The organism is Corallococcus sp. AS-1-6 (genome assembly GCF_020037015.1).
Taxonomy (GTDB): Bacteria; Myxococcota; Myxococcia; order Myxococcales; family Myxococcaceae; genus Corallococcus.
The window spans coordinates 227,211-240,961 of sequence record NZ_JAIQDE010000003.1 but is presented as its reverse complement, the minus strand read 5'-3'; the positions used below and the strand labels follow the sequence as shown (position 1 = coordinate 240,961).

12 protein-coding genes are annotated in these 13,751 nt (G+C 71.1%); 4 read left to right on the top strand and 8 right to left on the bottom strand.

The features are described from left to right. The first annotated feature begins 4 nt into the window (after positions 1-4). Positions 5-1,486: a deoxyribodipyrimidine photo-lyase gene (locus K8612_RS06410; RefSeq protein WP_223761607.1), complete on the top strand. Its 1,482-nt coding sequence runs from the start codon at positions 5-7 to the stop codon at positions 1,484-1,486. Positions 1,487-1,575: 89 nt separating this feature from the next. After that, entirely contained in the window at positions 1,576-1,899 is a 324-nt protein-coding gene (locus tag K8612_RS06405) for a polyhydroxyalkanoic acid system family protein (protein ID WP_223740321.1), read from the top strand. A 30-nt stretch (positions 1,900-1,929) separates the two neighbouring features. On the opposite strand, the gene K8612_RS06400 is transcribed toward K8612_RS06405, so the two are convergent. From K8612_RS06400 to K8612_RS06375, 6 genes are all read right to left on the bottom strand, one after another. After that, positions 1,930-3,750, bottom strand: coding sequence for a CheR family methyltransferase (locus K8612_RS06400; RefSeq protein WP_223761606.1), 1,821 nt, complete (start codon positions 3,748-3,750; stop codon positions 1,930-1,932). After that, the gene (locus tag K8612_RS06395) at positions 3,744-4,745 is read right to left on the bottom strand and encodes a chemotaxis protein CheB (RefSeq protein ID WP_223740513.1); all 1,002 of its coding nucleotides are present in this window, start codon (positions 4,743-4,745) and stop codon (positions 3,744-3,746) included. Before K8612_RS06395 ends, K8612_RS06400 begins: the two co-directional genes overlap by 7 nt. A gap of 37 nt (positions 4,746-4,782) precedes the next feature. Beyond that, entirely contained in the window at positions 4,783-7,092 is a 2,310-nt protein-coding gene (locus K8612_RS06390; protein WP_223740323.1) for a hybrid sensor histidine kinase/response regulator, read from the bottom strand. Positions 7,093-7,154: 62 nt separating this feature from the next. Next, positions 7,155-8,414, bottom strand: a complete 1,260-nt coding sequence (locus K8612_RS06385; RefSeq protein ID WP_223740324.1) for a methyl-accepting chemotaxis protein — start codon at positions 8,412-8,414, stop codon at positions 7,155-7,157. Positions 8,415-8,419: 5 nt separating this feature from the next. Beyond that, a complete protein-coding gene (locus K8612_RS06380; RefSeq protein ID WP_223740325.1) occupies positions 8,420-8,842 on the bottom strand; it encodes a Frizzy aggregation protein FrzB in 423 nt (140 codons plus the stop codon). Further along, positions 8,839-9,321: a chemotaxis protein CheW gene (locus tag K8612_RS06375; protein WP_223740326.1), complete on the bottom strand. Its 483-nt coding sequence runs from the start codon at positions 9,319-9,321 to the stop codon at positions 8,839-8,841. Before K8612_RS06375 ends, K8612_RS06380 begins: the two co-directional genes overlap by 4 nt. A gap of 180 nt (positions 9,322-9,501) precedes the next feature. Here K8612_RS06375 and K8612_RS06370 point away from each other — a divergent pair, with 180 nt between their 5' ends. Next, the gene (locus K8612_RS06370) at positions 9,502-10,377 is read left to right on the top strand and encodes a response regulator (RefSeq protein ID WP_223740327.1); all 876 of its coding nucleotides are present in this window, start codon (positions 9,502-9,504) and stop codon (positions 10,375-10,377) included. 12 nt (positions 10,378-10,389) lie between these two features. Here the strand turns inward: K8612_RS06370 and K8612_RS06365 are convergent, their stop codons facing one another. Further along, on the bottom strand, positions 10,390-11,070 hold the full coding sequence (locus tag K8612_RS06365) for a hypothetical protein (protein ID WP_223761605.1): 681 nt from the start codon (positions 11,068-11,070) through the stop codon (positions 10,390-10,392). Between the two features lie 32 nt (positions 11,071-11,102). Continuing rightward, a complete protein-coding gene (locus tag K8612_RS06360) occupies positions 11,103-12,413 on the bottom strand; it encodes a radical SAM protein (protein ID WP_223740329.1) in 1,311 nt (436 codons plus the stop codon). 181 nt (positions 12,414-12,594) lie between these two features. On the opposite strand from K8612_RS06360, the gene ald reads away from it, so the two are divergent. Continuing rightward, positions 12,595-13,722, top strand: a complete 1,128-nt coding sequence (gene ald / locus K8612_RS06355) for an alanine dehydrogenase (RefSeq protein ID WP_206794060.1) — start codon at positions 12,595-12,597, stop codon at positions 13,720-13,722. Positions 13,723-13,751 lie beyond the last annotated feature (29 nt).

Here is a 13,751-nt window from a genome sequence, read left to right as displayed (position 1 = left end):
GCCCATGCCCGAAGGCATCTCGTGGTCCGAACTCGGCGTCGACTCCGCCCGCGTGCAGGCGGTGAACGAGGCCCCCTTTCCCGCAGGTCAGCGCGACTTCGTCCTCTACTGGTGCATGGTGAACCATCGGTGGGAGGAGAACCACGCGCTGGACGCCGCCATCGCGCTGGGCAACCACCTGGGCCTGCCCGTCGTCGTCTACCAGGCCCTCCGCCCGGACTACCCCTACGCGTCGGAGCGGCTCCACGCGTGGGCCCTGGAGGGCATGGCGGACATGGCCCAGGGCTGCGCCGCGCGCGGGCTGCCGTACTGGCTGGAGCTGCCGCGCACGAAGAAGGAGCACAAGCCCCGGCTCGCGAGCCTGGGCCGGCGCGCGGCGGCCGTCGTGTCGGACCTGTTCCCCACGTACATCATCCCGGGCCACCTGCGCGGCGCGGCGAAGGCGCTGCGGGTGCCGCTCATCGCCGTGGACGCGTCCTGCGTGGTGCCCATGCAGCGCATCCCCGCGGCCCAGGTGGGCGCGTACGCGCTGCGCCCCAAGCTGCGCAAGCTGTGGCCGGAGTACCTGGAGCACACGCTGCCCGGGCGCAAGCCCCGCGTGTCGGGCGCGAAGCTCCAGCCGGACTTCGAGCTGTCCGACGCCGTGCAGGCCCGCGCCGCGCTGGACACGTTCGCGCTGGATCATTCCGTGAAGCCGCTCGACGAGCGCGGCGGACGCAAGGCGGGCCTCAAGGCCCTGGGCGCGTTCCTCCACGAGCGGCTGGAGGGCTACGACACCGGCCGGAATGATCCGGGCCTGGGCCAGCAGTCCAACCTGTCGCCCTACTTCCACTGGGGAAACCTCTTCCCCGGCGAGGCGGCGCGCGCGGCCATCGCGGCGAAGGGCAAGGACCACCCCGCCGTGCAGTCCTTCCTGGAGGAGCTGCTCGTGCGCCGCGAGCTGGGCTTCAACTACTGCTTCCACACGCCCGGCCCCAAGCAACTGAGCACGGAGTCGCTGCCCGCCTGGGCGCGCGAGACGCTCTCCCGCCACTTGAAGGATCCGCGCCCGCACCTCTACTCCTTCGAGGAGCTGGAGCAGGGCCGCACGCAGGACGCGCTCTGGAACGCGTCCCAGCGCGAGCTGCGGGAGCGCGGGCGGATCCACAACTACCTGCGCATGCTCTGGGGGAAGAAGATATTGGAGTGGAGCCCCACGCCGGAGGAGGCGCTGGCCCGCATCGCGCGGCTCAACGACACCTACGCGGTGGACGGGCGCGACCCGGCGAGCGTCTCCAACTTCATGTGGGTCCTGGGGCTGCACGACCGGCCCTTCCAGGAGCGCCCGGTGATTGGGAAGGTCCGGCCCATGAGCTCGCCGCGCACCGCGGAGAAGTTCGACCTGGACCCGTACCTGGAGCGCTGGGGCACCCCGCCCGGGCCACCCGGAGCCACAGCGACAGTGAAGAAGGTTCGCCGGAAGGCGGCCCGCCAGGCCCGCCGGTAGACATCCCCTTGAAGACGGCGGTTCACTTTCCGCCCCGGGGTCACTAAACCGGGCGGACATCCCCTCTTTCCCGGCACCAGGAGTCAGCCATGGGCACGATGAAGTTCGAGGTCCCCCACAACCTTCCCAAGGACGAGGTCAAGAAGCGCGTCGAGCAGCTCCTCCACTACTGGGGCTCCAAGTACGGCGTGAAGTCCGACTGGCAGGGTGACGCGGGCGCGAAGCTCGTCGGCAAGGTGATGGGCATCAACCTGGACGCCAGCTTCGTCATCACGGACAAGGCCATCTCCGGCGAGGGCACCGACCCCGGAATGCTGCTGCGCAACCAGGCCAAGACGTACATCCAGAAGAAGTTCGGCGCGGTGCTGGACCCGTCCAAGAGCCTGGATCAGGTGAAGGGCAACCTGGAGTGACGCTGTCCGGCGTGCGCCGGGCTGGGTGATTCAGCCCGGCTGCTCCTCCAGCGCGGCCAGCGCATAGCGGGCCGCGCGGGAGATGGCCTCCGCGGAGTCGAGCATCTCCGGGTAGTGCCCCGCCAGCGGGCGCTGCGGGTACTTCAACTGCGCGACGGCGTTGCGGTAGCTGCGCCGGGCCGCCTCGAAGTCCTGCGTGCGCTCCTGCACCTGGGCCAGCAGGTAGTGGCCGATGGCCAGCGTGGGCTCCAGGAACAGGGCCTTGGCCAGCTCGGAGCGCGCCTCGGCCAGGCTCCCCGCCTGCATCGCCGCCACCCCACCGAAGACGCGCGCCTCCACGCACAGCGGCTCGCGCTGGAGCGCCTGGCCGAAGGTGTCGCGCGCCTCGTCGATGCGGCCGGTGAGCGAGTACAGGTTGCCCAGCGTCAGCAGCGCGTCCAGGTCCGAGGGCTCGTCCACCAGCAGGCGCTTCACGCCGTCGATGGCGGCGGGGAAGTCCCCCTGCCCCATCTTCCGCACGGCCATGTTCAAGCGCTCCGCGGGCGGCAGGAGCTGCGGCCACGAACCGCTCGGGCGCGCGGGCACGGCTTCCGCCGGGGGCCGGGGCGTGGGCGGCTCCACGCGCACCGCCGCGAAGGTCCCGGTCGTCGCGGGCCGGCGCGGAGGCTCCCCGGGACGGGGCGGATCCAGCTTGATGGCGGGGAACTCCCCGGTGCGCGTGGGCTCCGGCCGCACCGCGGGGAACTCCCCCGTGCGCGCCGGCTCCGGACGGAGGGCGGGGAACTCCCCGGTGCGGCGGCCCGCCAGCGCGCCCAGCGCGGGCAGCTCCAGCGTGGGCCTGCGCACGGGCGCGTCCGGAGCCTTGCCACTGGCGGCGTCACCCACGCCCGCCGTGCGCAGCCGCGTCGCGGTCTCCGCGCTGGCCTGCATCCGCTGGCGCAGCTCCACGGCGAAGGACTCCGGGCTGCCCGGCCGGAGCTCCGTCGCCAGGGGCGCCAGCGGCGGCGGCGGACGCGGGCGCTCGCCCAGGGGGCGCCGGTACACGAACGCGCCGTCCACTTCGATCATCTCGAAGCGGTCGTAGACCTTGAAGAGGCTCTCCGAGTACCCCAGGAAGAGCAGCCCGCCCGGCCGCAGCGCCGCGAGGAAGCGGTCCATCAGCCCGCGGATGGTGGGCAGGTCGAAGTAGATGATGACGTTGCGGCAGAGGATGAGGTCCAGCGACGCGGGCGCCACCTTGTCGAACACCGGCGCGGCCAGGTTCTGGCCATCGAAGCGGATGTACTCGCGCAGGATGGGGGACGCCTCGTAGCCGTCCTCCACGGGCCGGAAGAAGCGCTTGAGCCGCTCCGGTCCAATGGCCATCGCGCGGCGCGTGGAGAAGCGCCCCTGCCGCGCGGCCTCCACCGCGGCCAGGTTCAGGTCGGTGGCCCACAGGTCCACCTCCACCGCGAGCGCCCCCAGCTCCGCCATCACCAGCGCCAGGCTGTACGGCTCTTCTCCGGTGGCGCAGCCGGCGGACCAGATGGACACCTTGCGCATCTCGCGCCGGGCCCGCGCGAGCAGCTCCGGCAGCACGCTCCCCTCCAGCGCGCGGAACTGCTTCGCGTCGCGGAAGAACTCCGTGTGCCCCACCGTCACCAGCGGCAGCAGCGCGCGCAGCTCCTCCTCGCCGCTCGCGCTCATCAGCTTCTGCAGGTACTTCTCCGGGTCGCTCAGCCCCAGCGCGGGCATGCGCGTGGACAGGGCGAGCCGCAGGCTGTGGTAGCCATCCAGGGTGATCTTCAGCCCCGCGCGCTCCAGGAGGAGCGCGGACAACTGCTGGAGCACCTTGTTGCCCACGTTCAGCACGCGTCCACCCACTGCACGAGCGTCGGCGCGATGACGTCCAGCGGCAGCACCTGCTGCGCCGCGCCCAGGAGCACGGCCTCGCGGGGCATGCCGTAGACGACGCACGTGGCCTCGTCCTGCGCGATGGTGCGCCCGCCGCGCTCGCGAATCTCCTTCAGCCCCCTGGCGCCGTCTCGGCCCATGCCCGTCAGGATGACGCCAATGCACCTCTTGCCGAAAGACTCCCCGGCCGAAGTGAGCAGCATGTCACACGAGGGCCGGAAGCCCCGCAGGGCAGGTCCTGTATCCAGTTCCAGACGGCCGTCCGGCTTCACCAGCAGATGTCCTCCCGAAGGGGCGATGTACACCGTGCCCGGCTCCATCCACGCGTCGTGCGTCGCCTCGACGACGCGCAGCGCCGTCTCCGTGGACAGCCAGTGCGCCAGGCCCTCCGTGAAGCCCTGGCTGATGTGTTGACAGTAGGCGATGGGCGCGGGGAAGCCCCGCGGAATCATCCGCAGCACGGACGCGACGGCCTTCGGCCCGCCCAGCGAGGCGGCCAGCGCGACCAGGGGGAACGGCGCGGTGGGCCCCTCCTGCGCCGGCTGCCGGGCCCTGGGCGAGGAGGGCGGCGAGCGCACCCCCTTCACCTGCGCCAGCATCACCAGCTTGCGGTTCACCGCGTGCCAGAAGTCCGGCCCCGGGGTCATCGGCCGGTCCATCACGTCCAGCGCGCCCAGGGCCAGCGCCTGGAACGCCTGCTGTCCGGTGAGCACGCCCGGGTGCAGCGCGAGGATGGGCGTGGGGCGCTGGGCCATGACGCGCTCGATGGCGCCCAGCGCCTCCGAGGACACCAGGTCCACCAGCAGCACGTCCGGGAAGTGCCTGCGCACCACCGCCTCCGCGCCCGCGAAGTCCGCCTCCGGCGGGCCCACGGCGACCAGCGACTCGCCGTCGAAGAGCCCGCGCACCAGCGCGCGCAGGCCCCGCCCCACCAGGAGGACCCGGAACGCCAGTCCCGTCACCGCCGTGCCGCCGCCCACCAGAGGCTCCTCAGGTCAGCCGATCGATGGACTGCGCCAGGATCTCCACCCCCAGCTCGCCCTTCACCAGGTACGCATCCGCGCCCGCATCCAGGCCGCGCCGCTTGTCCTCCGGCGACGCGAGCGACGACAGGATGATGACCGGGATGCGCGCCACGGCGGGCGTGCCCTTCAGCCGCCGCGTGAGGGAGAAGCCGTCCAGCTTCGGCATCTGCACGTCCGTGAGGATGAGATCGTACGTGTTCGTCTGCACCTTCGCGTACGCCTCCTCGCCGTCCTGCGCCTCCTCCACGGAGTGGCCCAGCGCCTTGACGAGCGCGCCCTCCGTCGCGCGGGCGATGGGCGAGTCGTCCACCAGCAGCACGCGCAGCCGGCGGCTGGCGGGCGCCTGGGTGACGGGGCGGGCCATGCGGCGCACCTCCGTCATGATGTCCGGCACGTGCAGGAGCACCGCGATGCGTCCGTCCTCCAGCGCCGCCGTGCCCGCGATGAACGGCGCGCCCTTGAGGAACTCGCCGCCGCAGGGCTTCACCGCCACCTCGCGCTCGTCCACGAAGCCGTCCACCACCAGCGCGGCGTAGTCGTCGCCGTGGCGCACCACCACCGCGGGGGGCTTGTCGAAGCGGTTGCCGCCGTTGAGGCCCAACAGCGGCCCCAGCGCCACGAGCGCCGTGGGCTTGCCCCGGTGCCGCACCGCCAGCGTGCCGAACACCTCCATGCGGTCATCCGGCTTGATGCGCATGACGGCCACCACGTCCGCGGCGGGCATGCCGTAGACGTCGTCGCCCAGGCGCACCAGCAGCACCTTCATGAGGGCCAGCGACTGGGGCAGGCGCAGCGTGATGGTGGTGCCGCGGCCCTGGCGGCTCTGCACGCCCACGGACCCGCCCAGCGTCTCCACCTTGCGCTTCACCACGTCCATGCCCACGCCGCGGCCGGACAGCTCGCTGACCTGCTCGCGGGTGGAGAAGCCGGGACGGAAGATGAGCTCGATGGCCTCGCGCTCCGACAGCGCGGCGGCCTGCACCGGCGACAGCAGGCGCTTGTTGATGGCCACCTGCTTGAGCCGCTCGGTGTCCATGCCGCGGCCGTCGTCCTCCACCTCGATGTGGAGCATGTCGCCGTCCACGCGCACCCGGATGCGGATGCGGCCCGTGGCGGGCTTGCCCATCTGCTGGCGGAAGTCCGCCGACTCCAGGCCGTGGTCCACCGCGTTGCGCAACAGGTGCACCAGCGCGTCACGCACGTCCGCCAGCATGGACCTGTCCACGCCGATGTCGGCGTTCTCGATGATCAGGTCCACTTCCTTGTTCTGCGTCTTCGCGATGTCGCGCACCGCGCGAGGGAACGCGTCGAACACGGTGGACAGCGGCACCAGGCGCGCCTCGGCCACGTGGTCCGCCAACTGGGCCAGGTTGCCGTGCAGCGTGTTGATGCCGTCCCCGTTGCGGCGCACGAAGCGGAACGCGTCGTCGCGCAGCATGTGCAGGTCCGCCTCCGCGCGCTCCAGCTCCGCGCGGATGGCGTCCGGGACGTCCACGTCCTCGGAGATGCGCAGGAAGCGGTCGCCCAGGCGGCTGAAGCGCTCGAAGAGCTGCGCCGTCTCCGTGCTGCGCAGCCGGCCGCGCGCGCTCTCCACCAGCAGGTCGCCGGCGAGCAGGCCCAGCGAGTCCAGCACCTCCACGTTCACGCGGATGCTGCGGTCCGCGATGGTGTTGCTCTTCGCGGCGCTGGGCGCCTCCTCCTCCTTCGCGGCCGGGGCCACGACGGGGACGGGCTCCGCCACGCGGGACGGGGCCTGCGGCGCCACCGGCGCCTGGGCCACGACGGGCGCGGCGACAGGCGGAGCCACCGGCGCCTGCACCGCGGGCTTGGGCGGCGCGGCGGGCGGAGGCTGCGCGGCGGGCTTGCGCACCGGGCCCAGGGCGGGCACGGGGTGGCCGGACACCTCCGACAGGGCCTTCACCATCTCCTCGGTGGCGGACGTGCCGGTGTGGGCCGCATCCAGGTCCTCCAGGAGGTCCGACAGCACGTCGCAGGCACGGAGCATCACGTCCGTGGCCGTCTCCGTGGCCGTCTTGCCTTCGCGCTCGGCGCGCAGGACGTCCTCGGCGGCGTGCGCGAGCTGCCCGATGGCGGCCAGGCCCAACATGCGGGCCTCGCCCTTCATCGTGTGCAGTTCGCGCGCGACGTCGTCCGCGGCCTGCTCCGCGGTCTCCTTCTCCAGGTCGATGACTCCCAGTTGGATCTTCTGGAGTCGGTCGGCCGTGACCTCCTGGAACTTCTTCAGGAGGGATTTCTTGAGGGCCTCGGTGTCCATGGGTCGCGGGCGTCAGGGCGCTCTGCGCGCCCCTCGACCCATTTCTCCCCTCAGGAGAACGCCTAGTCGGCCTTGAACCGCTTGATGAGCTCCGCGAGCCGGCCCGCGAGCTGGGTGAGCTCCGCGGCCGCCCCGGTGGCCTGCTTCGACGCCTGCGTCGTCTGGCGCGTCACATCCTCGATCTCCGCCATGGACGCCACCACCTGCTCGGTGGCCGTGCGCTGCTGCTGGGTCGCCAGGTTGATGACCCGCGCCGCGTCGCTCGTCTCCTGCACGCCGGCGAGGATGCCCTCCACGGCCTGCGCCGCCACCGCGCCCAGCTTCTCGCCGGACTCCGTGGCGTGCTTGGACGCGTCCGCGGCGCCCGCGGCGGCCTGCGTGGCCTCGCGGATCTCCGTGATCAGGTTCTTGATCTCCTTGGTGGACTCCAGGACGTTCTCCGCCAGCCGGCGCATCTCCGCCGCGACGATGGAGAAGCCCTTGCCCGCCTCGCCCGCGCGGCTGCCTTCCAGCGCCGCGTTGAGCGCCAGCAGGTCGGAGCGATCCGCGATCTCGTCGATCACCTCCACCACCGTGCCGATGCGCTCCACGCGCTTGGACAGCTTGGAGATGGAGTCCGCCACCGCGACGCCGTCGCTGCGGATCTGCTGCATGGCCTGGATGAACTCGCCAATGGCGCCACGGCCCGCGCGGGCCGCGCCCAGCGTCTCCTCCGCCACGCGCGCCACGCTGCCCGCGTTCTCCGCGATCTGCGCGGACGCGTGCTTCAGCTCCTCCATGGTCGCGGTCGTCTCGTGGATGGCCGCGGCCTGCTCGGTGGAGGACGTCTCATGCTGCGTGGACGCCGCCAGCACCTGGTTGGCGGAGGACGACAGCCGCAGCGCGGCCTCGTTGATCTCCCGCACGAAGATGCGCAGCGTCTCGATGACCTTGCCGAAGCCCTCCAGCAGGGGCCCGAGCTGGGGGTCCTCCGTGGACGTGTTCCAGCGCGACAGGTCGCCCTCGCGCACCAGGATGATGAGCGAGTCGAGCGCCTGATCGATCTCCTGGGCCGCCACCTGCTTGCGGTGCTCGGCGGAGGAGAACTGCTCCAGCACCTGGTTGAGCAGGTGGCCGAAGCCGGTGGGGTCCGCCTGCACGCGGTCCTGCGGCACGCGCGCGTTCAGGTTGCCGGACAGCACCGCCATCAGCGTGTCGGTGAAGGGCTTGAGCGGATCCGCCACCGTGTTGGCGATTGCGGACTCCGCGCCGGCCTTCACGCCCGGGGACTTCCTCGCGCCGCGGGACTTCGCGGGCTTCTCGTTGGGGCTCTCCAGGGACATGTGTGTCAGTGCCTTCCTTGCGTCTTCAAGGTTTCCGCCAAATCAATGAGCAACACGGGACGGCCGGCCTCTTCATCCAGGGCGAGGCAGACGCCCACCGCATACGAAGCCGCCGCGGCGGCGGCCGGCATGCGGCGCAGCCCCGCGAGCGGGATGGAGCGCACCCCGTTGACGGCGTCCACCTTCAGGTGGCCCTCGCCCTCGGGGGTGTCGAACACGAGCGCCCGGTGCCCCTTGTGGGGCAGGCCCAGGTCGCGCACGGTCAGGTCGTCCGGGAGCGCCCGGTCGATGCGCAGCACGGACGACGCGTCCGTGCCGTACTCCGAATCACCGATCTGGAAGAAGAGGATGTCCACCTCCCCCAGGACCCGGTCCGCATCCGCGTCCAGTCCGGGGACCTCGTCATCCAGCAGGACGTTGCCGCTCATCGCACCACCGCGCGCTGACGGGCCGTCTGCAGCAGCTTGGAGAAGTTGAGCAGGTTGAGGCCATCCGCCGGCCCGGAGCCCTGCACCACGCCCAGCAGGTGCTCCGCGGCCTGATCCCCGCCCAGGGGCGGCGGCAGGATGTCCGCCACGGGGACGCGGCGCAGGCCGAGCACGGTGTCCGCCACCACGCCGGACACGTAGCTGCCGCTGACGCCCACGAAGATGCGGGTGCGCGGACCGATGCGCGCCTCGCCCTTGCTGAGGAAGCGCAGCAGGTCCACCACCGGCAGCACCTGCCCGCGGTGGCCGGTGACGCCCAGGATGAAGGACGGCGTGCGCGGCAGCGGCGTGAGCAGCCCGGCGCGCAGCACCTCGAGCACGTTCTCACTGGGGACGCCGAAGCGCAGCTCGCCCACGCGGAAGCAGAAGAATTCCTGCTCCGGCCGGGCCTGGGCGGCCACCGTACGGTCTGGCGCCATGCGCAAGGCGCGTTGGAGGGGGGAGGAGTTCGGGGTCAAGGCAGTGAAGTATCCGAGACCGGGATAAAGAGGGTCAAGGGTCCATCGTCCGGTGCCGGACCGGCCGCCTGCTCTCCGTTTCGATGGTCCAGCGTGACCCAAAGGTGTAGGGTTGTGCGCTGGAAGCCCCTGAGGAGGACGATGTCCCGCGTACTGGTCATTGACGACAGCCCGATGCTTCTGGAGCTTACCGTCCGGGCCCTGACGGCCGCCGGCTACGACGCCAGTGGCGCGCAGGACCTGGCTACGCTCAACCAGAAGCTCACCGAGGGCCCGTTCGCGCTCATCCTCATGGACGTGAACATGCCGGAGATGTTCGGCGACGACGTCGTCGAGTACCTCCGCACCCAGAAGGGCGTCACCTCCAAGCTCGTCCTCTACTCCGACATCTCGGAGCAGGAGCTGGAGGCGAAGGTGAAGAACTCCGGCGCGGACGGCTACATCCTCAAGAGCGGAGGCCTGGAGGGCGTGCTGGGGGGCGTGATGGGCCTCATCGGCGCCCCGGCGCTGAACATCCCCGCCGCGGTCCCCTCCCCCGCCCCGGCCGCCGCGCCCGCCACCCCGGCCCCCGCCGCGGCTCCGGCCGCCCCCGCCACGGGTTCCGGCGGACTCCCCAAGGCCCCGATGGCCGCCGGGGGGCGCAAGCCGCGCATCCTCATCGTGGACGACAGTGAGATGACGGCGCGGATCATCGAAGCGGACCTGGTCTCCAAGGGCTTCGAGGTCCACGTCGCGGACACCGCGGACAAGGCCACGAAGATCATCCTGAAGAAGCAGACGCGCCCGGACCTGGTGCTGCTGGACGTGCGCATGCCCAACGTGAACGGCGAACAGTTCTGCCGCTTCATCAAGAGCAACAGCCTCTTCAAGGGCATCAAGGTGCTGCTGTGCTCCGGTGAGAACGTCGAGGAGCTCCAGCGCATCTGCCGCGAGGCCGGCGCGGACGGCTACATCCCCAAGGACGCCGTGATGGGCAACCTCGTCGCCAAGGAGCTGATGCCCCCTGGCGCCGAGTAGTCACCGCGCGCTTCAGGGCTTCGCCGCCGCCTCGGGCGTCACGGTCTCCCGGGCCGGGCAGCTCGTCTTGGCGGCCCGCTCCTGCAACTGACCCTGCACCTCCGCGGACTTCGCCTCGGAGGGCTTCGCGTTCTCCACGAAGCGCTGGTACGCGGCGAGCGCCTCGCAGGGCTTGCCCAGCGCGTCGTAGGTCTTCACCAGCGCGTTGAGGATGGGGCGCTGGCCGGGCTGCAGGTCGAAGGCCTTCTGGAAATCCGCCGCCGCCTCCTCCGTGCGCGCCAGGGCCTCCAGCGAGAGGCCGCGCCACACGTGGTAGCTGGCGTTGTCCGGCTGCGCCGTCACCAGCGCGGTGGCGGACTTCAGCGCCAGCTCCTTCTCCCCGGCGCGCGCGTTGGCCGTGTACGCCAACTGGAGCAGGACGATGTTGGGGCCGCACTTCTCACCGAACGCGTCCGTCACGCGGGTGAGGCCCTTCAGGTCGCCGGTGTCCAGCAGCAACTGCGCCAGTTGCTGCGCCTTCGCCTTGTCGCACGGCGTCTCCGCCAGCTCCTCGCGCAGCTTGCGCACGAGCGGCTTCTTCAGGCCGTGGTCGAACTCCGGCTCCTCGGGCGCCTTGCTGCACGCACCGAGGACGGCGCCGGAGGAGAGACAGAAGACGGCGAGGCGGAACGCGGAACGGAGGGAAGCGGACATGCCTTCCTGCGTAGCCCTTCCCTCCCGGACGGTCAAACCTCCGGCGCGCCCGCGGCGTTCTCCCGCTCGTCCAGGCCGCGCGCGAAGTTGCCGATGATCAGCCCCGGCCGCGCCGCCTTCAGCCGCTGGAGCAGCGTGCGGATGCCCACCGGCTCGCCGCCCGCGCCCACGCCGCGCGCGACCTCCAGGTACTGGAGCGGATCGATGCACAGGGAGCGCGTCTGCACCTGATCCACGCGGTACTTGCGCACCAGGTCCTCCAGCGCCCGCACCTCTCCCTCGCGGTCGGTGACGCCGGGGAACAGGAGCAGGTTGAGCGCCAGGTACGCGCCCCGCTCGCGCGCCAGCGCGATGGACGCCTCCACGTCCTCCCAGCCGTACTTCACCGGCTTGTAGTAGGCCTCGTAGAGCCCCTTGGACGCGGAGTTGAGCGACACGCGCACGGCGTCCAGCCCCGCGTCCAGCAGGGCCTTGAGCCCGTGCGTGAGGCTCGCGTTGGTGTTGATGTTGATGGAGCCCTTGTCCGTCTTCGCGCGCATCAGGCGGATGGACTCCGCGATGAACTTCCAGCGCGTGAGCGGCTCGCCTTCACAGCCCTGGCCGAAGCTGACCATGGTGCGGCCCGGCGCGTGCTCCAGGTGGTACAGGCCGATGGCCGCCATCTCCTCCGCGGAGGGGCCGTCATCCATGCGCTCGTGCGAGGCCGGCGGGCCGTCCGCGGGCTGATCCGAGATGCAGCCCACGCAGCGCGCGTTGCACATCACCGACGCGGGGATGGCGCCCTCGTCGCGCGCGTAGAAGATGTTCTGCGACGTGAAGCACCGGTAGAGCAGCGCGCACGTCTTCAACTGCTTGAGCACGCGGCTGTCCGGGAAGCGCTCCATGTGCGCGGACACCAGGCCCTTCAGCTCCGGCGTGGAGTACGCCTCCGGCTCCCAGTGCGAGCGCCGGTCCGTGTGGATGGCCCACGCGAGCGGCCCCTTCTCTCCCCACGCCGCCGCCGTGTACGCCCACTGCGGCAGCACCGGCCCGCTGCCCTTCACCTCTCCGGGAAGGAACGTGCGCGTGTAGCCGGGGGGCAAAAGCGCGCCCACGGCGTTGGGCACGAAGGTCTTGCCCCCCACCTTCATCTCGCGGACCAGCTCCAGCTCGCCGGAGTCCGGGTTGAGGCCCACGGGCAGGCGGCCAGGCAGGTGCACCAGGCGCCCGGCCGCTGGCAGGGCGATGGGCTTGTCCTGCGGGGGCACCAGCTCCTCGCCGCTGCGCAGCGTGGCGATGAGGTAGGGATGCTCCATGACCCGGCCCTTGGGGTCCGCGAAGAGCAGTTTCGGCGCGTGCGTCATGCACTGTTAACTAACACGGGTGGGCCGCCCTGCGTCCAACGCCTCGCGTCATATGGATGGATGAATGACGCCCATCACAGGCGACCCGTTTCCGCGTCGGAGCGCGCCTTGAAAGCGCTCATGCCCTGGTCTATGGGTCCGCCACGTTTTCCAGGCAGTCCCCCATTCGTCGGAGGCAGTCGTGATCGTCGGAGTCCCCAAGGAGATCAAAACCCGCGAGTACCGTGTCGGCATGGTGCCTGCGGGCGTGCGCGCGCTCACCATGGCGGGGCACACGGTGCTGGTCGAGACGAACGCTGGCGTCGGCTCCGGCATCCCGGATTCGGAGTACCAGCGCGTCGGCGCGCAGATCATCACCAGCGCGGATGAGGTGTGGAAGCGCTCGGAGATGATCGTGAAGGTGAAGGAGCCCATCGCGCCGGAGTACGAGCGCATGCAGCCCGGGCAGATCGTCTACACGTACTTCCACCTGGCCGGCGTGGATCCGGAGCTCACCAAGACGCTCATCAAGAAGAAGGTGACCGCGGTCGCCTACGAGACGCTCCAGTTGGACGACGGCAGCCTCCCGCTGCTCAAGCCCATGTCCGAGGTGGCCGGCAAGATGGCCATCCAGGTGGGCGCCGCGTGCCTGGAGAAGGCCCACGGTGGCAAGGGCATCCTGCTGGGCGGCGTGCCCGGCGTGCGCCGCGGCCGCGTGGCCGTCATCGGCGGTGGCGTGGTGGGCCTGTGCGCCGCCAAGGTCGCCGTCGGCATGGGCGCGGAAGTGACCATCCTGGACGTGAACCTGGAGCGCCTCACCTACCTGGACGACGTGTTCCTCGGCCGCGCGCAGACGCTGGCGTCTGACACGGAGTCCATCGCGCGCACCGTGCGCGAGTCGGACCTCGTCATCGGCGGCGTGCTCATCCCCGGCGGCAAGGCCCCGAAGCTGGTGTCGCGCGAGCTGATCGGTGAGATGGAGCCCGGCTCCGTCGTCGTCGACGTGGCGGTGGACCAGGGCGGCTGCATCGAGACCTGCAAGCCCACCACGCACGACAACCCCACCTTCACCGTGAGCGACGTCGTCCACTACTGCGTGGCGAACATGCCCGGCGCGGTGCCCCAGACGTCCACCTTCGCGCTCACCAACACCACCCGCCCCTACTCGCGGAAGATCGCGGACCTGGGCCTGGTGGAGGCCGTGAAGTCGGACCGCGCCCTCCAGCGCGCCATCAACACCTACAACGGCCACATCACCTACGAGGCCGTGGCCAAGGACATGGGGTACGACTATGTGCCCCTGATGGACGCACTCAGCGGCAAGAAGTGACGTAGCGGTCGCATGCTCCACGGCCGGCC

What these genes read in the sequence shown, in the direction of transcription:
- K8612_RS06410 (WP_223761607.1), top strand. Translation starts at nt 5, where the DNA reads ATGCCCGAAGGCATCTCGTGGTCCGAACTCGGCGTCGACTCCGCCCGC.
- K8612_RS06405 (WP_223740321.1), top strand. Translation starts at nt 1,576, where the DNA reads ATGGGCACGATGAAGTTCGAGGTCCCCCACAACCTTCCCAAGGACGAG.
- K8612_RS06390 (WP_223740323.1), bottom strand. Translation starts at nt 7,092, where the DNA reads ATGGACACCGAGGCCCTCAAGAAATCCCTCCTGAAGAAGTTCCAGGAG.
- K8612_RS06385 (WP_223740324.1), bottom strand. Translation starts at nt 8,414, where the DNA reads ATGTCCCTGGAGAGCCCCAACGAGAAGCCCGCGAAGTCCCGCGGCGCG.
- K8612_RS06380 (WP_223740325.1), bottom strand. Translation starts at nt 8,842, where the DNA reads ATGAGCGGCAACGTCCTGCTGGATGACGAGGTCCCCGGACTGGACGCG.
- K8612_RS06375 (WP_223740326.1), bottom strand. Translation starts at nt 9,321, where the DNA reads ATGGCGCCAGACCGTACGGTGGCCGCCCAGGCCCGGCCGGAGCAGGAA.
- K8612_RS06370 (WP_223740327.1), top strand. Translation starts at nt 9,502, where the DNA reads ATGTCCCGCGTACTGGTCATTGACGACAGCCCGATGCTTCTGGAGCTT.
- K8612_RS06365 (WP_223761605.1), bottom strand. Translation starts at nt 11,070, where the DNA reads ATGTCCGCTTCCCTCCGTTCCGCGTTCCGCCTCGCCGTCTTCTGTCTC.
- K8612_RS06360 (WP_223740329.1), bottom strand. Translation starts at nt 12,413, where the DNA reads ATGACGCACGCGCCGAAACTGCTCTTCGCGGACCCCAAGGGCCGGGTC.